This window comes from Flavobacterium phragmitis (assembly GCF_900112575.1).
In the GTDB taxonomy this organism is placed as follows: Bacteria; Bacteroidota; Bacteroidia; order Flavobacteriales; family Flavobacteriaceae; genus Flavobacterium; species Flavobacterium phragmitis.
The window spans coordinates 88,540-109,729 of record NZ_FOMH01000002.1 but is presented as its reverse complement, the minus strand read 5'-3'; the positions used below and the strand labels follow the sequence as shown (position 1 = coordinate 109,729).

Sequence of the window (21,190 nt, the reverse complement as noted above, 5' to 3'; positions counted from 1 at the left end):
AAGCCCATTACCGGCGCTGTAAATCATTAAATGGGCAAAATGAAAATATAAAAAAAAGGAGTACTAAATTTAATATATTCGCTTATAAATAAATATATTTACCTGATAGTAAATGTTTTAAATCAATTTTATGAAAAAAGGCAAAAACAAAATATCTTACCCGGCAATCCTTGCGATTGCAGTGCTAGTGGTTGGCTTTAGCGGCTGCAGCGCGCATATCCATACAGCATCCTCCGGTAAAGTTCCTCCGGGGCAGGCAAAAAAAATAACTGGCGATAAAAGCGCTAAAGCTTATGCTCCGGGACAGCAGAAAAAAAACTAGCGTCAGGAAACTTTCACCCAGCCATTTACCATCTTGCCTGAATGGGCTTGCGATTCATATTTAATTCATGGGTAGAGCTCGTCTGCAGCATAAGAAGCTTATTTTGATATAGTGTTTTCGTACGGTTTTTTGATGCATGCATTCACTATGCATATATTATGGCCTATTTTTATATTCTTTACTGTTAAGGAAGATAGGCGTTTTATAATTGATCGAATCAAGAAATAATGCTGCTGTTTCTGCCGCTGCGGGACAGTTCGTGCTGTAGTATAGCGTACAATTTGCGCTGCTGCATGCAGATTTTGTCAAACTGCTGTAAATTTGAACCACATCCGCATCTCTTAGCGCTTTGTAAAGGAATAACGGTAAGGGCAGTTTTTTTTCATTTGCCCGAATCCTAATATCGCGCTTCTGAAAATAATACTGGTGAAAAAATACCATTTTTCCTGCGAGGCAGGGCAGAGATGCGCTAAGCAGATAACTCTTTTCTTTGGGAGAAAATATGAATAATATATCGGCTGATGCAGCAAGTTCGAGCGGGACTGCGCGGGCCTTTTTTCCTATTTTTCCAACAGTTGCATTGCAGATGTGAATACATTCGATAGAGCCGACCAAAATATCATAACCTGCATCGGCACATCTCTGCGCAAAATCTAGACTGAATATCCCTAGACCTATTATGCCTACGATAGGCTTTTTATCCACTGAAAGCATTAAGTATTGTTTTTAATTAAAATTTGCATTATCGCAATATCCAAAGTTATAAAAAGCAAATAAACGTAAATAGCATTTAAATTACTTTTGCATGAATATTACTTTTATATACGGTTTGATTGCCATGCTGCTAGCAAAAGGCGAACAAAATTGTTTTTTTTCTTAGTGAAATATCTGGAGAATAAAATGGGAATTAATCAGTTTTATTCTCCTTTTTACGGGAAGAGAATCTTTCTCTAGTCTTGTATTTTTTGAAAGATACGCCGGTGAGGGCGGGCACTGCTTTGGCCGCCCTTTTAACCCGTTTTGAATTGAAAATTTATCTTTTCTATCTGTGCTTTTGAAATCCGTCTGGAGCAGCTGTTCCAGCAGATCAAAAAGAAAGCGGATGCGCAACATTCAATGCAAGCGTAACATTCCGCAGCTGCTGCCTTGCAGTTGGATGCCAATAAAAAATTAGCTATTTTTATGCCTATAACTTAAAAGCCGGATGTTATGGATAGAGATTATCAGAACCCAAATATCTTTGAAGCGGATTATGCATGCAGGATCCAGACTTTTGAGCAGTATCTGGAAAACCCGCTGGCATCGCAGGAGCATTATGCGCACTATAAAGCCGGACTTGTGCCCAGCATCTTTTACGGGCATAACCTGGAGGCAGTTTTGGAGCTGTTGCGAAAGGAGTTTGACGAGATACTGGCCAGACTCGACAGGTATGAAGATAGCGGCAATGACCTTCCCATGCTCAAATCGTTTGCAAATACGGAAAGGGGCCTGCGAAAAGTCCTTGATGCCAGCCAGCTTCAGGATTATGCGGACCTATTGGAATGGTCATTCGGACATCAGAGGTCAGATGCGAAAGCCGCTGCAGTCAGCAGGTTTTTCCTTCCCACCGCTATACTGGACGGCTATATCTTCCATGTGGAGCAAATATATGGAAAAGGCATTCTTGACTAAGCATCCATCAGCGGAAGTAATTTTTATGCACTATATATCCTGCGAGCAAATAAAGGAGCTTGGTAGGGATGAGTCTAAATTTGTTAGCCCATGATTTTGCTGAATTTCTGGTTTCTACGTATAGCTTGCGCCACGATTCTGCCACAAAACTTGAATTAATGGCTATTGTAATTTTTTGCCTCTGTTTAATATGCTCGAACCTAGTCTTTTTAGCTATTGATTTTATTGAGTATATCCTATTTCAGAATCGGTGTGCTATGATTGTACCACAAAACGTTTCTCAAAGAAAAAAACTTTAAATTCGCCTTAAATATTTGTGGCATAAATGGTATCAATTCCAACCCCGATGTGCCACGATTTTGCCATAAAGTTTAGTTTACAAGTTGTAAAAATCTTTAGAAGCGCAATTTGGCAGCGGGAAGCATTCAATGAATAGTAATGTGATTTAAGAATCTGGTTGATCCTTATAATATGAATTACAAATATTAGCGAAGGAGATATCTGGTTATAGCACAATAGTAGTGAACCAGTGTAGTATTAGTGAGTGCAATTTCATAGCTCCGGGATATAAATATCAAATGTCGCACCTTGATTTTCTGCTCCGGATGCGGTAATTATTCCATTGTGGTTTTCAACAATCTTTTTTACAATTGCCAGACCAATACCGGTACCCGAATATTCTGTTTTGCTATGCAGTCTTTGGAAGATTTGAAAAATTTTATCTTTGTATTTCATATCAAAACCGATTCCATTATCAGCAATGCTGATATGGCAGTATGTACAATCAGCCTCTGCACCCAGATTTTTAATTTCAAATCCGTTTATTAGACTTCCATTTATTAAGATATGCGGCGGTATCCCTGGTTTGGAATATTTGAGCGCATTTCCAATCAAATTATTAAAAAGCTGTTTAAACTGAAAAGGAATCACCTTTGCTTTGCATAAATTGTGAATCTCTACAACAGCATTGGTTTCTTGTATTCTTTCCCTGTAATCTTCCTTAATTTCTTCCGCTAATTCCTGCAGATTTTTCATCACAAATACCTTGTCTGTCAAATTTGTTCTGGAATAAGCTAAAAGATCCTGTATTAAGGACTGCATTCTGTCTGCAGCAGCATTGATCTTTTCAAAATATTCTTTGGCAGCTGCAGAGAATTTCATTTCTTCGGTATCATTGAGCCTGCTGATAAAAGTTTGAATTTTTCGCAGAGGTTCCTGCAGATCATGACTGGATACATATACAAAAGATTGTAATTCAATGTTCATTTTTACCAAATTGACATTGGTGTTCTTCAATTCGGCTGTGCGCTCACTGACTTCTTTTTCTAATTCTTCCGTAAAGGTTTTTTGCTGCTGGATATCGGTACTGGTACAAACCCATTTTTGTATTTTTCCTGCTGCATCCTTTTGAGCAATTGCGCGGCTATAAAACCATCTGTATACTCCGTCATGCCGCAGCAAACGATGCTCCAATAAAAAGTCATCACCTGTAATTAAGACGCTGGTCCAATTGCTGTCAAATTGCTCAATTTCATCTGGATGGATGAGTTTTTGAAAACCTCCGGCATTTAAATCACGATAATTAATTCCTGCGTAGATCAAGACCGAAAGATTAAAATAATTCAAGGCCCCATTGGCATCTGCAGTCCAAATAAGTTGAGGCAGTGAATCGGCCAGCAGCCTGAATTTCAATTCGCTTTCCATCAAAATTTCGCTGTGATTTTTTTCTTCAGTTACATCTATTAGCGTTCCTATAATTTTTAGAGGTTCATGAGTAGAATCGAAAAATATTTTTCCATGCGACCTTATCCATCCCAGCTCGCCATTATTTTTAATGACTCTCGCCTCATATTTATAAGTTCCGCTCTGCATCGACAGTTCAAAAGCTTTTTCTACAACGTCAGCTATATCGTCTGGATGAAACTGGCTGATCATATCAGCATAAGTAAGCTGTACATTTTTTTCATGTCCAAAGATGGTTGCCAAGCTTTCGGAATGTATCATCTTGTGGGTCTGGAGATCCAAGTCCCAGGTTGCGATTTGGGCAATTTCCGCTGCTAATCGGGTTCGTTCTTCAGCTTCTTCCTTTTTTTTTCTAGCTTCTGCTTTTTCCGTCACATCATTCATGGCTACCAGAATGCCTTCGATTTTTTCGAAATCGTTGCAAACGGCACTATAGCTGGAAGTCCAGTAGCTATCTACCATTTTTCCGCTTCTAAAAATCGGAACCCGCTGGTCTTCATGCCATGAAGCTTCTCCACTTTTTAATACGTTTTTTATTATTGGAGAAATGATATGCCACATTTCCGATAAAGATCCGGCTCGGGATTTTCCCAGTATACTGGAATGTTTGCCTCGTATACCCATACTGTCAAGGCATGCGTCATTGTAAAAACAAGTCATATCCTTGCCCCAAAACAAGAACATGGGAAACCTCGAATTAAGCATAATTCCCAGTGCAGAACGTAAACCCATACTCCATTTATCCATTTCACCAACACTTGTACTGCTCCAATCAGCAGCTCTTATGACAGCAGTCATCTCGCTATCTTTTAAAAAAGAATTATATTTTTTACTGAACATATTAAATAGGAATTATAACATTGTTAATAGAAAGGTATTTATTAATCTAAACATTTTCCACCGATATTGATGATGAATTTTGTGCCTCTGTTAAGCTCACTCTCCACCTGTATGTTTCCACCGGCAGCATTTATAATTTTTTTAGCCAGATAAAGTCCAATTCCAGATCCCTCAATATCTTGATGGAGCTTTCCATACATATCGAAAATCTTCTCCATTCCCTGTTCAGTTATTCCGCTGCCATTATCCTCTATTGTCAACATACATTGAGTTCCTTTCTTAAATGATTTAATTGTAATTATGGGAGGATTGTTACTGCGGAATTTTATTGAATTGGCTATCATATTATATAGTACGCTTCTGAGATTTTTTTTCGAAAACCGTATCTCATTTATTTCAAAATCCCTAGTGATTTTTGCTCTTGAAGCTAAAATCGCATCTTTAAGGCTCCATTCAATAGTATCGACTATTTCATTTAAATTAACCGATTCAAGGGCAATCATATCATTTTCCACCTTTGCAATTGTTGCAATATCTGTAATTAGTCCGCGGAAGCTTTTTATTGAACTATTAATAATATTCAAATAGTTAGAATATGTTGGATCGATTAAAGGCATTTCATCGTTCAAAATTCTAATGGTGGTCTCAATATTGCCTAAAGGAGTTAGAAGATCATGAGAGGCTGCATGGATAAAATGGTCTAAATCTTCATTAATCCGCAGCAAGCTTAGATTTTTATCGTTTAATTCAGATTGGGTATGTTTTAATTCGGTAATATCATTAAAAGTTATAATCGCACCATTATTATTTTGGTTTGTCTGAATGTAGGGCATTACCATAACCTGATACCATTTGCCGTTGACAGCTTGAATTTCCTTAGTAATTACCACTCCTTTTTCTAAAACCAGCTCTGTGTCGGCAATGATAGTGTCAAATTTTATGTTTGTAGAAATATGGGTAATGGGTCTTCCAATATCTGTTTCCAGTAAGTTGATGTGTTTAATGGCTCCAGGAGAAAATTTCATCAGCCTCATTTCGTTATCAATAAAAAGCTGGCCATTGACATTACTCCTAAAATAGTTATTAAGGTCATCATTGATTTCGAGCAGTTCCTTGTTTTTTAACTGATAATCGGCGTTTATAGTATTTAATTCTTCATTTACTGACTGCATTTCTTCATTTGTACTCTGCATTTCCTCGTTTGCCGAAATTAATTCTTCATTAAAAGACTGCATGTTTTCATTTGTAGCATCTAATTTGTCATAAGAGGCAGTTAGTTCTTTCTTGATTCCTTTTAATTCTTCTTCCAGTATTTCGGTATACTTGTTGTGGAATTCTTTTTCATTGAACACTGCGTATTCATTTTTATCAGCCATTAGGCTGCTGTCATCATTAAAAACTGCAATTAATCCCTTAAAGTTGAAATCAAGCAATACGGGACTAACCGAAAGTTTTATTTGCGACACAACACCGTTCTGATTAATCAATATCCCTTTGACTCCTTTAGTTTGATTGGTCTTCAATGCCTCTCTGCTCAATGAATTGTAAGCCAATGCAAGGGGAGTGGGAAGCAATTCTACCAAATTGGTGGTGAAGTTTTGCTGAATCAGGTATTTAGAAGTATTTCCGTAGGTTTTTATAACGGTATTTTCGTTATCCACGCAGACAGCAAGATAATCCATTGCGTCAGCCAGGGCAATGTTTATTTTATCAGTTAGCGAGTTGTGTAAAAACCTTGAAGAATCGGCTTTCTTGACAGAGGCCTTGTGAGCTACATCAAGCATTTCAGGGAGAGCAAAAGTTCCAAAGGTTGCTGTGCGCTTGTCTTTGAGACTTTTATAGATACGGTATTTTTTATCGACAATTTCCAAGTTTTCGATAATAGTCAATGGATTTTCGCTCGATCCTAAAAATAAATAGCCGTTAGTCTTAAGACCAAAGAGCAGCATGGCATATACCTTTTTTTGTAGTACAGGAGTCATATAAATCAGCACATTTCGGCAGCTGATAAAATGCATATTGCAATAAGGCGGATTTTTGACAAGATCGTGCTGGGCGAATATAAGCATCCTGCGTATGTCAGGTCTGACGATATAATCATTTCCTTTTTGGTCAAAATATTTTTTTAAGTGGATCGGATCTACATTTTTCATTCTATCTTCGCTGTAAATGCCCTTACCTGCCTTTTTCAAGGCTGCAGCATCAATATCGGTTGCAAATATTTTTACAATGGTATCCTTAAATTTTCCTTTTAACTGCTCTTTCAACAAAATGGCCAGCGAATAGGCTTCTTCTCCTGTAGCACATCCCGCTACCCAAATTTTGATTTCTTCGTGGGGCAGCATGTTTTTCAGCAACTCTGGGAATACTTTTTGCTCTATCACCCCGTAAGCATCTTTATCTCTAAAAAAGGATGTTACGCTAATCAAAAAATCGTTGGCTAATGCCTGAACTTCATCGGGAGTTATGATCAATATTTCCAAATATTTTTCCAGTGCGAAGATATTAATGGATGCTGCACGTCTTTTTGTTCTTCTAAGAAGGGTCGTCAGCTTGTAATCGGAGAAATCAAAGGATAATTTCTCCTTTATGAAGCTGGTAATCTGAAACATTATTTTTTCTTCATTTTTATTTTCGTCCAATACCGCTTGATTATGATCTATATAAAATTCAATTGCACTTGGCATAAAAGCGGGTTCTAGAACCAAATCCACCATATCGGTCGCAATGGCGTGTGCCGGCATGCTGCTGAATTCTGTTGTTTCAGGATTTCTTGCAATAATCATTCCTCCGGCCTCTTTGATAGCTTTAATGCCTTGGGTGCCATCCGACCCTAAGCCTGAAAGAATGATGCCAATAGCATTTTTGCCACAGGCTGCTGCAAGCGAATTAAAGAAAGTATTGATAGTCAGATGCGGTCCCTTCATTTTGCTTTTATCTGTCAGATAGAGTTTATAATCTTTAATGGTCATAAACTTATTATTGGGAATGAGATACACCACATTGTTGCAGACAATCATACCTTGTTCAGCTTCTTTTACCTCAAGTCTGCTGTGCTTTGAGAGCAGCTCAACCATTCGGCTCTTAAAATCACTCGATAGATGCTGGACTATTATATAAGCGGCACCATCGAGTGGAGTGTGCTCAAAGAAAGTGTTAATCTCTTCCAAACCACCTGCAGAAGCTCCGATAGCAATAATATAATTAGGTCTTTTCATAAGTTCTTTAATGGATTATGCCAATTTTGAAAGTGGTGGATTTAAATTTAAGAATTGAATATTCTTTTATTAAATAGTTTTGTAAAGGATGAATTCGCAGCGCTTTCCATTTTTGGCTGGATACCTGCATTTATATAAGAAATAGGCCTGTATTTGCAATTTAGAATGCCTTGGCAGTGTATTTGATGAGTATTTGTCCAAGTTTATTTCCATATCGAATAGAAATAAATCTATAAGCAGCAAATTTTATGATGAAGCTTTTTGAGATAGTTCTCTTTTCTTTGTAAGGTATTGTTTTTTAACGCCAATTCATAATTTTTTGAGGTATTAATTAATTCTTTAAGTTCCTTTTTTCTGTCAGTGTTCCAGAAAAAAGATTTTTTTTAAACTAATGTTAATTTTTCTCTGTCTTTAAGGGCTAAATTGCTGGAAATAATGCGAATTGAACTATTATCGCCACTGTAATTATAATGCGCTTTTAACCTTGTTTTTAGGATGCAGAATTACTTATGAGAATAAAATCCTCAATATTAGTAGGTTCCCATTTTAATAACGTTATCTTTGAGCAATTAAATACATTAAAATGCAAGAAGGTACAGTAAAATTTTTCAATGAAGAAAAAGGATTCGGATTCATAACTCCTAATAATGGAGGGGCCGAAGTTTTTGTTCATGCTTCAGGTCTGTCAGAAAACATCGCTCAAAACGATGCAGTACGATATGACGTAGAAGAAGGCCGTAAAGGTCCAAACGCAGTAAACGTAGTTGTAGCATAATATACTATCACAGTTAACTTATAAAGGCACCTCTAATCAGGTGCCTTTTTTGTTTTATGGATGTGGTGTATATATTATTAGTATTTATTTTTCAGGAGCTCTTCCCGCTGTAAGATGCACCCGAGCGACAGCGAACTGGCGAAGCAATCTTTTGTGTCCAGCCTCGGGTCAATTGTATGTAATATTATTTTTTAGGAGCTTTTTCCCGCTATCCGCTCTAATCTTCTTTGCCGAACCCGGCGCAGAAGGATTTCCACTGCACACAAGCGAAGCGAACTGGCGAAGCAATCGGGGCTAGAGTATTGGCTTGCATATTTTTTTGACAGGCAGCGACAGAGAAGGTATGAATTAGCCAGCTAATTAAACCAAACTGGTGTACTGCTAATCATAAATGAGAAAGTGACCGAAAAATCCATACAGGATTCAAAAAGAACATTTGAAAAAAAAATAGCAGCGCAATAGAAGGAAAAATATTTTTTTAAGGACAACGGTAATACTATTATAATAAATTCACGAGTTTTTGAAATGGGCAGATACGTGAACATTTAGAACAAATTCAACAATTATTAGTCCTATATCGTTGCACCCGAGCGCTGGCGAACCAATAAAAAACAATATTGGCATTTGCTTTTTTCGGTAAATGCCAATAATTTTAACCATTAAAAATGATGTTAAGGCATGAAATCGAAATTGCTTTTTTTTTACGAAAAATTACTCAATAACTATTATTATCATCTTAACTATGATCAGGAGACTTCCAAAAGATATGCCTATGCGGCAATTAGGAATATTCTGGGCATAGCGGCCTTTATGTTTAGCATGCTGTTTTTTGTAATTATCACCTGTCTTTGCAGCATCAATGTAAATATTAAGGGAAATAGGCTCTCAGCTTACCTTATCATGGCCATTTTAATGGTCTGGTTTATTTATTTCTGTAAAAAGACTCTCAAGCCATTGTTTGACGGCATAGAACTTAAAAGCGAGAAAACGCCGAAAGATAATTTCTTTACGATATTGCTGCTTTCGGTTGGATTGTTTGCAGGGGGAATGTTTGTGATAGCCAGACTGGCAGCTATTTATTTTTGCGGATAATAAGCAGATCATGAAAATGGAAATAAACCAATTTATTGCTTCAGCCGGGCAGCAGGTATATTAAAAAAATAAGGGCAGGAAATTCAAATATCATGAAATTTTAAATCATCTTAGAGCTTGTTTGTTTTGCAGCCGCAGAGCCGGGCCTTTCGGAAATTGCTTTTTCTTCTAAATCAGGTTCGCGGCTTATACAGCCGTATTGATTTAAATCCTTTATGCATCTGTGATAGGTGGCAGGGCCGGTAGTATTATTTTAGGTTTAATGTTGTTTTTCAGGAGCTTTTTCCCGCTATGCGTTCCACCCGAGCGCTAGCGAACTGGCGAAGCAATCTTCTGCGCCGAACCACGGTGCAGAAGGATTTCCACTGCTATCGGGGCTAAAAAAAGTGCTAACGGCTGTTCGGAGCAAACCAATTTTTTGACTCAGTCGAGCAGCAATTAATAATTGAAGTTATCAGAGCTAAATTCAAGTAAATGTTAAACCATTTTCTAAATTAAATCGAATTATTTACCATTTGAACAAAAGTAAAAACACTTTAAAGGAATGTAAAACTTTATATCCTTTATATTTTTGGTGTTCAAATCCTGTTAAGTTGTTGAGACCTAACAGGACAATTCTCGAATCATTTTCTTGATGATTTGAAGAAAATAAAAATCACTGAATACTAAATTTTCTGGTTCTAAATATCTGGGATAATCTCCTTTGAAATTTTTAAAAATATACTTGCAGATGTTTTTTTGATTAAAACATTTTTTTGATTTCTTTAACAGTCTATGTAAGATAGTAGTTAATATTCTATATATTTGAGGAGCTTTAATATTAACAAAACATTACCTATGAAAATAAAACTACTTTATTTAATATTCTTTGTCAGCGTATCTTCTTTTGCCCAACAATACACCCTGATTCCCGATGCATATTTTGAGGCAGAACTAATCCGTCAGGGAATTGATTCAGGCACACCAGATGGTAAAGTTTTAACTTCAAAAATAAATACCCTGACTACTTTAAATGTTAGGGGAGTCGGTTTCATTGCCGATTTAACCGGGATTCAGGATTTCACTGCTTTAAAATCTTTGTTTTGTGATAGCAATCAATTAACGTCTTTAGATGTTTCCGAGAATACCGCTTTAACCTACTTGAGTTTTGGAAGCAATTACTTAACAACTATAGACGTTTCCAAGAATACTGCTTTAACAGAGTTACGTTGTTATCATAACCTACTAACAGTTTTAGATGTTTCTAAGAATACTTCTTTAACAATTTTACATTGTTATAATAATCAACTAAAGAACTTAGATCTTTCCAAGAATACTGCTTTGACATATTTAGATTGTTCTGATAATCAATTGGTAAGTCTTAATTTGAAAAATGGAAATAATTCTAAATTATCAACCAATAGTGCCTTTGATAGTAATAGCTTAAGCTGTATTCAGGTAGATAATGTGGCTTATTCTACTGCCAATTGGACAGCCAAAGATGCTGAGGCAAGTTATAGTTTAGACTGCTCAGCTTTTGTTCAATATACCCTTATTCCTGATGTGAATTTTGAGAAGAAGCTGATTTATTTAGGAATTGATTTTGGAGCAGTTGATGGAAAAGTGCCAACAGCTAAGATTGCTGCATTAACTTCTTTAGATGTCTCAAGCAGTTCTATTACTAATTTAGCTGGAATTCAAGATTTTACGGCTTTACAGTTTTTAAATTGTAATGGCAATCAATTAACGTCTTTAGATGTGTCCAAGAATATTGCTTTAACAAGATTATATTGTGAATCGAATCAATTAACGAGTTTAAATGTTTCTAAGAATACCGCTTTAGAGCAATTAACGTGCTATTCCAACAAATTAACAGCTTTAGATGTTTCGAATAGTTTAGCTCTGACATTGCTGTATTGTTATTCTAATCAATTAACGGCTTTGGATGTTTCTAAGAATGCGGCTTTAATAGAATTATACTGTTATTCCAATCAATTGGCAAGCTTAAATGTTTCGCAAAATGTTTCGCTGACAGAACTAAGATGCCATAATAATCAATTAATAAGTTTTGATGTTTCTAAAAGCAGTGTTTTAACCAAATTATATTGTTATTCCAACCAACTAAAAACTTTAGATGCTTCTAAGAATACAGCTTTAACCGACCTGTATTGCTATTCTAATCAATTAACAGATTTAGATGTTTCTAAGAATATGGGTTTAAGAAATATAGACTGCAGTTCGAATCAGTTAACGAGTTTAAATTTGAAGAATGGACGCAATGAATATCTCAATACCAAAAACTTTAAAAGTAACCCTGATTTAGGATGCATTCAGGCAGATAGCGATTATTATTCGAATAACACTTGGAAGTCATATAAGGACGCTTCTGCAAGTTATAGCAGAGATTGCTCAGCATACACCGTTATTCCTGATGTGAATTTTGAAAAGAAGTTAATCTCATTAGGAATTGATTTTGGAACTCCTGACGGAAAAGTGTTAACATCCAACGTTTATTGGTTAAACGACTTGGATGTTTCCTCCAGTTCTATTAGTGATTTAACCGGAATTCAAGATTTTAGAAATTTACAGACTTTACATTGTGAAAATAATCAATTAACGAGTTTGTATATTGCTAATAGTTTTGCTTTGGTAGAATTATATTGTCATCAGAATCAAATAACGGCTTTAGATGTTTCAAAGAATGCCGGTTTAGTATATTTAGTTTGTTATTCTAATCAATTAACGGCTTTAGATGTTTCTAAAAATATTAGATTAACAAAGTTAGATTGTTATGATAATCAATTAACGGCTTTAGATGTTTCTAAGAATACCAGCTTAGGAACTTTTTATTGCTATAATAATAAATTAAGAAGTCTAAATATGCAGAATGGAAAGAATGCTTGGTTTGTAAGCACCAATAACTTTACAAACAACCCTGATTTAACCTGCATTCAGGTGGATAATGCTAGTTATTCTACCGCAAATTGGGCTACAGCCAAAGATGCTACTGCAAGTTATTCGCATAGTTGCCCTGCCGTTATTGAAGTTAATGGTGAGTTCGAGAACAAGTTAATCGCTTTAGGGATTGATACTGTTAAAGACGGTTCTGTTTTATTGTCCAGCATAAAAAATGTAACCAGTTTAGATATTTCCAATTCCGGTATTACCAGTTTATCAGGTATCCAATATTTTTCAAACCTGGAAACCTTAAACTGTCAAGGAAATTTATTGACTTCAATAGATGTATCTTCTAACACGGCACTGAAATATTTAGATTGTTCAAAGAATCCACTATCGATTTTAGATGTTTCTAAAAACACCCAGCTTACAGAACTGTATTGTGATGGTATGGTAACAACCAATAAAAAAATCAATGCCAAAACCAGCGTTTCTAATCAACTAACGGCCTTAGATGTTTCTAAAAATGTATGGTTGACTAAATTGAGTTGTTCTAACAATCTAATAGTAAGTTTAGACCTTTCTCAGAATACTCTTCTTACAGATGTGAATTGTTCCAATAATAAATTGATCTCTTTGAATTTAAACAATGGAAAAAATAGCAAACTAGCTACTGTCAATTTCAAAACAAATGCTTCACTATCCTGTATTCAGGTAGATGATGCTGCTTATGCTAATGCCAATTGGTCAACAGCCAAAGATGCATTAGCAATTTATTCGAAAACAACTTGCACTTTAGGAATCGAAGATTTAATTTTTGACAAAATTGACATTTATCCTAATCCGACCAAAGGAGAATTATATATTGACAACATTGTGCTAGAAAAGGCAAATGTGTACGAAACATCAGGAAAGTTGGTAAAAACTGTCAAATTTGCTAATGGCTCAAACACTAACAGCATCAATTTATCAGGATTCCCAAAAGGAATTTATTATGTGTATTTAGAAAGTGAAGGTTATGCTGTTGCTAGAAAAATAATTGTCGAGTAAATTAAAAAGCAAAAGGCATTTTACCATAACGGGATTCGAACCTTGTTCTGCTGCAAACACTGTCATTTATATGTTCTGCAAAATTGAAGTTGCTAGAATCGAACCACAAAAAAACCTGAGAAATATAGATTTCTCAGGTTTTATTTTTTTTAGTAGCGGGAATGGGACTCGAACCTCTCAGCAAAATAAAATGACTAAAATAAAAACAGTGTAATACAGTTTCAAACCTAACTTGTTAGCTATTCAATTCAGTGGATTTCTGTTTTTCAAAAACTCAATGTGCTTAGATTATGCCAGAAATCTTTATTGCTATTTGTATAGTAGTTCTTGATGTATACAGTTTCGAACCTAAGCTTGGCAGACCGCCATTTTACTAAGGTTCTACTTTTCAAGAATATCATGTGCCACGATTCTGCCGGAAAATTTAAGTTACTGAACATTTATAAAAAACTGATCTAATTTTTGCAGCCCAAAAAATAGCAGCTCACTTTTAAACAAGAAAATAAATGACGCTTTTCTGGTTTCTGTTTTTTTTAGGATGTAGTTGATATAGCCGTATTCATTTAAATCCTTTATGCACCTGTGATACGTGGCAGGGCCGGTTATTTTCATTGTTTTCATAGGATAAAGAACGCTATAGTCCTGCGAAAGACAAGGGCAGAAATAATCGGGTATTAAGTTAATCGGGTGTTAAGAGCTGCCGCTGGAAATTAATTCGGAGCGGCCGGCATTATCAATTGTAATTGTAATTGTATTTAGTATTATTCTGTAAGTTTATTTTTTTTGGAGCTGTTCCCGCTATGCGCTCTAATCTTCTGCGCCGAACTCCGGCGCTGAAGGATTTCCGCTGCTATCGGGGCTAGAGCTGCAGGCCCTATTTTGCGTTGGAGAATTGTAAAATTGAATTCAATTGTCGTATTTCTAATTTGCAGACGGTGCAAAAATAAAGCAGCTATTACGTAAGATATTTTTTTTGCTTTTTTATGTCTATAAAAAAAGGATTCTAAACTTGGACAGGATTGTAATGGAAAGTGATTTAGGTCGAAATTAAGATTAAAGAGTTATGGTATGTTTGAATTTCTTAACTTTGCATTATGAAAGAGATCATAACAAGAGAAATTTCGCAGTTTAACAATGAATTGAAACTCCAGGGTTTTAAGGCATTTCAGATAGAGGATGATGGCGCAGAAACCAGAACCTACAGCAGAAAGGAATTTTATAAAATCTGTCTGACTACGGGAAAAAGCAAGATTCATTATTCTGATAAAACCTATGAGCAGGAAGGAACGATTCTTTTTTTCGGAAATCCGCACATTCCGTATTCGTGGGAAACCATTTCCACAGCATACGTTGGTTACACCATTTTATTTTCTGAGGAGTTTTTTAAAAATTCCGAACGTTCTGAAAGTCTGCAGCAATCTTCCTTTTTTAAAATCGGCGGGACGCCTGTTTTGAAAATCACAGAAGAGCAGAGAGGGTTTCTGAATACTATTTTTCAGAGAATGATTGCCGAGCAAAAAAGTGATTATGTATTTAAGGATGAACTGATTCGTAATTACATCAGTCTTATTATTCACGAATCTTTAAAGATGGAACCTTCTGAAAATTTCGAGCAAAACAAGAATGCCTCATCCAGATTAGCATCTGTGTTTTTAGAACTTCTGGAAAGACAATTTCCTATTGAAACCACTTCGAGTCCGCTTCAATTAAGAACGGCGCAGCATTACGCCCAGCATCTCAATGTGCATATTAATTACCTGAACCGGGCCGTAAAAGAAGTCACGGGAAAATCAACAACTACACATATTACAGAGCGAATCATCACAGAAGCCAAGGCGCTGCTGCAGCATACCGATTGGAGTATTTCTGAAATCGCCTACGCGCTGGGATTTGAATATCCGACCTACTTTAATAATTTCTTCAAAAAAATTACCGGAACCAATCCAACCGCATTCCGTTTAGCAGAAGTTTGAATTTCTTAAGCTTTGGTTTGATAATCGTTACTGCCATCCTTAAAGGCAGCCTTATCTTTGTATCTGAATATTTAGTTCAAATATTATGTCAGATAAAGACCCTATTTCCGCTGCCTGCTCATCCCAAATAGATATTTTCGGGAGGCTTTTATCAGGTGAAACCATACTTTCAAACGATCCGCAGCTAGGCAGATTAAGGGATGAAGCATTTGCTGTCAAAGCATTGCTTACCCAGATGAACAATGCTGTAAATCCTCAGGAAATTACAGAGATATTAGGCACAATTTTAGATAAAAAAATCCAGGATGTAACCGTATTTACACCTCTTTACATCAATTGCGGAAAACACATTACAATTGGAAAAAATGTTTTTATCAATTTTGACTGCACTTTTCTGGCATTGGGCGGGATTACCATTGAAGACGACGTTTTAATTGGCCCTAAAGTCACTCTTGTTACCGAAAACCACCCATTAGATCCCAAGGAGAGAAAAGGATTGACTGCTAAACCCATCCACATCAAAAAAAATGCATGGATTGGTGCCAATGCCACGATTTTGCCCGGCGTTACCATTGGGAAAAATGCAGTTGTCGCGGCAGGGGCAGTTGTTTCCAAAGATGTTCCCGATAATACGATTGTTGGCGGGATTCCTGCAAAATTCATTAAAAATGTTTAACCTTAAAAGATAGATTATGAAACTGAAATCTCTTCTGACGGTTATGGCTGTTCTTTTCGTTCTTTCTTTCTGTAATGCAGGCTGTGGCAATGACAATCATACAGCACCGCAAGACAATAAGAATGAAAATGAAAATACTAATACTAATTCAGCATCAAAAATGAAAATAACAATTGGCACAGCAGTTTTCACGGCAACATTGTATAACAATCCCAGTGCAGCTGCACTTAGAGCAATGCTTCCCCTTACCATAGATATGGCTGAACTGAATGGCAATGAAAAGTATTACAATTTCCCCAGTCCGCTTCCAGCAAATGCTTCAATTGGAGGTGATATAAAGCCGGGCGATTTAACGCTTTATGGCGGCAATGTACTGGTGCTTTTTTATAAAAGTTTCAACACTTCCTATAGTTATACAAAACTGGGATATATTGGCAACCCTGCGGGACTGGCCGCTGCATTGGGTAATGGAAATGTGATTGTGAAATTTGAAAACAAATAAAATGGAGTCTTATGAAAAGTAATTTTAAAACAGCATTTTTATTCATAATGTTATTAGCAATGGCTATTGCTTGCAGCGAGAATAAAAACCAGGAAAAAATAAATGGAGATAAAAGCGGACTAACTCAAATTTTCCCCAAAGGAAAAAAAGGTTCAAGCGAGACATTTACCGGAAATGCATACAATACCGGTTTGGTTGATGCTGACAGCGTTTTTACAACAGCGGTTGGCAATGTGTATTTCCAGCCTGGTGCAAGAAGCAACTGGCACAGCCATCCCGCGGGTCAAATCCTTCTTATCACTGATGGGGCTGGCTATCATCAGATTGAGGGCAGGCCTATTGAAATTATCAAAAAAGGTGATGTCATAAAATGTCCGCCAAATGTTAGGCATTGGCACGGTGCAAGTGCTGATGTAGGTTTGCAGCAATTATACATCGTTCCAAACACCGAAAAGGGGATTGTAAACTGGAACGAAGCGGTAACCGATAAGGTGTACCAAAGTGCTCAATAGTTTTCCAAAAGAATTTAAAATAAATACAATTAATTGTGGAAAGTAATATAAAAGACGAAGTAGTAATCATTACAGCAGCCAGCAGCGGGATGGGAGAAGCATCTGCCAAGTTATCTTTCGACCAACAGCACAGGAGCTTGAGTAAACCTCTGTGCAAAATTTAGGAAAGGGATGGTGAATCGGTAAAATAGATAACTAAGGAGTAATATTTAAAGTATTAAAAAATAATTCAGCATAAAATGAAAAAAGCATTGGCAGTCACAATATTGTTTCTGATAACAGGGCAGTTATCTGCACAAAAAACAAAATTAAATACACAAAAAATGAACACTTCAAAAGAGCACTATACATTCCAGTTAAGCGATAAGGTAACCCGTCAAAAAGTGAGCTTTAAAAACCGTTACGGCATTACATTAAGCGGAGACTTATACCTTCCGAAAAATGCTGTAACTGAAAAATTAGCAGCATTAGCGATCAGCGGGCCATTTGGGGCAGTAAAACAGCAATCATCAGGATTGTATGCCAACCAAATGGCGGAACGCGGTTTTATTGCTTTGGCTTTTGACCCGTCTTATACAGGCGAGAGTAGTGGCGAGCCAAGAAATCTGGCATCTCCTGAAATCAATACGGAAGACTTCAGCGCCGCGGTTGATTTTTTAGGACTGTTGAAAAACGTTGACAGGAACAAAATTGGGATCATCGGGATTTGTGGTTTTGGCGGTTTTGCCTTAAATGCTGCAACTATTGATAAAAGGGTTAAAGCGGTTGCCACGACAAGCTTGTATGATATGACCCGCGTAATGTCCAAAGGATACAATGATTCAGTAACTCCGGATCAAAGAACCAAAATACTGGAAGCTTTGGGTGAGCAGCGCTGCAAAGACGCCGAGGCTGGAAAACAAGCCGATGGGCCAAGAAATCTGCCCGAAAAATTAAAAGGTGATGAACCGCAATTCGTAAAAGAATATTTTGACTATTACAGGACACCGCGCGGTTTTCAGGTTAATTCCGTAAATTCAAACGGAGCCTGGCTTGCAGCCAATCCAATCTCGTTTATGAATATGCCAATACTGACTTACGTAAAAGAAATTTCTCCAATACCAATGCTATTGATTGCAGGAGAAAAGGCACATTCAAGATATTTTAGCGAAGATATTTTTAAAGTGGCAGGCCAGCCGAAAGAACTGATCATTATCCCAAATGCAGTTCATGTGGATCTCTATGATAAAATAGATGTGATTCCGTTTGATAAGTTAGAAAGTTTCTTTAACGATAATTTGAAATAAGATATCAAACGCTTATTGAAAAAGCGGAACCTGCCTTTAAACAAGAAAATAAATGACGCTTTTCTGGTTTCTATTTCTTTTGGGGATATAGTTTATACAGCCGTATTCATTTAAATCCTTTATGCACCTGTGATACGTTACAGGACCGGTTATTTTTGCTATTTTCATAATTTCATGCCTGTAATGGTGGGGGAATGTTATTTTAGGTTTAATATTATTTTTAGGAGCTTTATCCCGCTATCCGCTGCAATCTTTTGCGCCGAACCCCGGCGCAGAAGGATTTCCGCTGCTATCGGGGCTAAAAAGTTAAATAGACAATTTGGAATAAGCCAATTTCTGACCTCAATGGAATAACAGACAATAGTAAAAGTTATTTTTGCAGCCCAAAAAATAGCAGCTCCACTTTTAAACAAGAAAATAAATGACGCTTTTCTGGTTTCTATTTCTTTTTGGGATATAGTTTATATAGCCGTATTCATTTAAATCATTTATGCACCTGTGATACGCGGCAGGGCCTGTTATTTTGGCTATTTTCATAATTTCATGCCTGTAGGCTCTGATAGGATTGATGTTGCCCTTATTTGCCCTGAACTGGAGCAGTGCCGCAAAAATTCCAATATGGGTAATCTTGGCGGGCTGTCCTTTATTGAATGTAAAGCGGATAGGCGTTTGTTTTACAGAACAAGGGCTGCATTTACAGAACAGCGGTCAGGTGATCAAGGGGGAAGGATTAATCGTGTATTAGGATTTTTTGCGGAATCTAATCTGTATGATTAGCATCGTCAATTGTAATTGTGTTAATATAATTTTCTAATTTTAATTTTATTTTTTTAGAGCTTTTCCCGCTATCCGTTCCACCCGAGCGCTAGCGAACTGGCGAAGCAATCTTCTGCGCCGAACCCCGGCACAAAAGGATTTCCACTGCTATCGGGGCTAAAAGTTGAATCCGTTTTTGGAAATAAACCAATTTCTGGCCTCAATGGAACAAGAGAGAATAGTAAAGTGATAGAGCTTCTTTTTAATTTAAAAAAAGGAAAATTAGTTTAATGTACTCGAACTTTGATACAGCAATTGTTGTTTTTAATAAGTATTTCTTATTTCAGAATTTGATGTGCCGCGGTTTTGCCACAAACTTGCAACGATGAAAAAAAAGCGACAATATTCGCCTTAACTATTTGTGGGAGAAACAGTATCAAGTCCAAAATTTCATGTGCTATGATTCTGCCACAAAACTTTGCAAGGTGAAAGATTTATAAACGCATCTTAGTTTTTCGTGACAGAAATGGGATCAATCCAAGGTCCTTTTTACAACAAACTGCGTGCTTTTTAAATTATATTTTTTTGTGTTTTTTGTCCTGAGTAGTGACGGGGACAGGACAAATTACAACATCATTTTTGGATGATTTGAAGCAATTGGCTTTCTATATGTAGTGTCTGTCTTTCCATGGCTTTGCAAATTTGGTTTAGATGTCCTGTTGGGGATTGATGTAAAAAAAATATAATTGATCGATTTTTTATGGAATCAAACTAACATGCAATTCTACAAATATTATGGTGAATTTGAAAAGATTGTTGTAGTTACGCTAGAATTGTCTTTCTTAGGCTCTATGAATTACTTTTATACATTTAGGTTTTGTAGCACAAAAGTAATCCCTTTCATTGGCCCCCATCCGCATAATAAAGAGCACAAGAAAATGGTTCTTTTGTGTTTAAAAAAATTGGTTGCAAATTAGAATCTGAAACCAATTTTGCGTTGCGCATTGTAGATTCTGCGTCTTTCACTGGCCGGTGGTCATTACTATATAAAACAAACCGTGTTGTTAAAACAGGTAAATATACTCGATTGTAATATAGTTTTTATGGTTATTTTTGAGAAGATATAAAACGAAATTGCACTAGTATACTTTAACCAGGATACGCGAATATTTATGTCGGATGTTTGCAGTTGGCAGTAATTTTTAAAAGACAAATCAAATAAAAAAATGAAATTTAAAATTTTTGGAATAGTCTTAATGACTCTTTTAATATTTACTACAGTCAAAACTAAAGCTCAAAATGTACAACAACTTGGGGCAAATTACTTTTCTGCTGGTATTCCTTCAAACAACTTTCAATTCTATGCAATGAATAGTAGGCAACGAAACATGAATTGGTGTTGGGCAGCTTGTATTCAAATGGTTTTGAATTACAATGGACTATATGTCACACAAGAAGACATTGTTATGCGTTGTTTTGGAAGTTTAACTGATCACACAGGTGGACCAAGAGAAATGTTTACAGCACTTAGTGGTTGGGGATACAACGTTTATGGCGGTATTTCTACAATTTACACAAATAATTATCCGACTAATGCTAATGAGATACAAGCTTTCTTAGGATCAAACAGACCTCTTATTGTTGGCCTTAACCAGCCTAATTCAGATATAGGACACGCTTACGTTTTGACAGCATTGTTTTATTCATTGACTTACGATTATTATGGGAACGCTGTTGTAATTCCAGATAAAGTAGTTTTGCGAGACCCTTGGCCGACTAATCCTTCACGATTAGAAATGAGTTGGTATGAGTTTGTGAGTAGAGTTAATATGTGCTATAAAGTCTGGGTAAATTGATGAAACAGAAAAACAAATATTTTTTTGTGTCAAGAAAGCAA

14 protein-coding genes are annotated in these 21,190 nt (G+C 36.3%); 11 read left to right on the top strand and 3 right to left on the bottom strand.

What is annotated here, in order from left to right; translation table 11 throughout:
* Nucleotides 1–130 precede the first annotated feature (130 nt).
* On the top strand, nt 131–322 hold the full coding sequence (locus tag BM289_RS03355) for a hypothetical protein (RefSeq protein ID WP_091490842.1): 192 nt from the start codon (nt 131–133) through the stop codon (nt 320–322).
* Nucleotides 323–478: 156 nt separating this feature from the next.
* On the opposite strand, the gene BM289_RS03350 is transcribed toward BM289_RS03355, so the two are convergent.
* Nucleotides 479–1,036: a Rossmann-fold NAD(P)-binding domain-containing protein gene (locus BM289_RS03350; protein WP_091490840.1), complete on the bottom strand. Its 558-nt coding sequence runs from the start codon at nt 1,034–1,036 to the stop codon at nt 479–481.
* A 495-nt stretch (nt 1,037–1,531) separates the two neighbouring features.
* Between BM289_RS03350 and BM289_RS03345 the strand changes: the two genes are divergently transcribed.
* A complete protein-coding gene (locus BM289_RS03345) occupies nt 1,532–1,993 on the top strand; it encodes a hypothetical protein (protein WP_091490838.1) in 462 nt (153 codons plus the stop codon).
* 552 nt (nt 1,994–2,545) lie between these two features.
* On the opposite strand, the gene BM289_RS03340 is transcribed toward BM289_RS03345, so the two are convergent.
* Nucleotides 2,546–4,534, bottom strand: coding sequence for a sensor histidine kinase (locus BM289_RS03340; RefSeq protein ID WP_244165316.1), 1,989 nt, complete (start codon nt 4,532–4,534; stop codon nt 2,546–2,548).
* 83 nt (nt 4,535–4,617) lie between these two features.
* Nucleotides 4,618–7,794, bottom strand: coding sequence for a chemotaxis protein CheB (locus tag BM289_RS03335; protein ID WP_091490834.1), 3,177 nt, complete (start codon nt 7,792–7,794; stop codon nt 4,618–4,620).
* A 583-nt stretch (nt 7,795–8,377) separates the two neighbouring features.
* On the opposite strand from BM289_RS03335, the gene BM289_RS03330 reads away from it, so the two are divergent.
* The 9 genes from BM289_RS03330 to BM289_RS03280 all read left to right on the top strand — a co-directional run bounded on the left by BM289_RS03330 (nt 8,378) and on the right by BM289_RS03280 (nt 21,149).
* Nucleotides 8,378–8,569: a cold-shock protein gene (locus BM289_RS03330; RefSeq protein WP_091490833.1), complete on the top strand. Its 192-nt coding sequence runs from the start codon at nt 8,378–8,380 to the stop codon at nt 8,567–8,569.
* A gap of 678 nt (nt 8,570–9,247) precedes the next feature.
* Nucleotides 9,248–9,661 carry a hypothetical protein gene (locus tag BM289_RS03325; RefSeq protein WP_091490831.1) on the top strand — a complete coding sequence of 138 codons (414 nt, stop codon included), beginning with the start codon at nt 9,248–9,250 and terminating at the stop codon, nt 9,659–9,661.
* Between the two features lie 837 nt (nt 9,662–10,498).
* Nucleotides 10,499–13,588, top strand: coding sequence for a T9SS type A sorting domain-containing protein (locus BM289_RS03320; RefSeq protein ID WP_091490830.1), 3,090 nt, complete (start codon nt 10,499–10,501; stop codon nt 13,586–13,588).
* A gap of 1,094 nt (nt 13,589–14,682) precedes the next feature.
* Entirely contained in the window at nt 14,683–15,561 is an 879-nt protein-coding gene (locus tag BM289_RS03315) for a helix-turn-helix domain-containing protein (RefSeq protein ID WP_091490828.1), read from the top strand.
* 85 nt (nt 15,562–15,646) lie between these two features.
* Nucleotides 15,647–16,237: a DapH/DapD/GlmU-related protein gene (locus tag BM289_RS03310; protein ID WP_091490827.1), complete on the top strand. Its 591-nt coding sequence runs from the start codon at nt 15,647–15,649 to the stop codon at nt 16,235–16,237.
* Between the two features lie 16 nt (nt 16,238–16,253).
* Nucleotides 16,254–16,739: a cyclophilin-like fold protein gene (locus tag BM289_RS03305; RefSeq protein ID WP_091490825.1), complete on the top strand. Its 486-nt coding sequence runs from the start codon at nt 16,254–16,256 to the stop codon at nt 16,737–16,739.
* A gap of 11 nt (nt 16,740–16,750) precedes the next feature.
* Entirely contained in the window at nt 16,751–17,251 is a 501-nt protein-coding gene (locus BM289_RS03300) for a cupin domain-containing protein (protein WP_244165315.1), read from the top strand.
* Between the two features lie 239 nt (nt 17,252–17,490).
* Complete coding sequence (locus tag BM289_RS03295; protein WP_091490824.1) at nt 17,491–18,537, top strand: alpha/beta hydrolase; 1,047 nt, start codon at nt 17,491–17,493, stop codon at nt 18,535–18,537.
* Between the two features lie 2,123 nt (nt 18,538–20,660).
* A complete protein-coding gene (locus BM289_RS03280; RefSeq protein ID WP_208610227.1) occupies nt 20,661–21,149 on the top strand; it encodes a C39 family peptidase in 489 nt (162 codons plus the stop codon).
* The last annotated feature ends 41 nt before the right edge of the window (nt 21,150–21,190 follow it).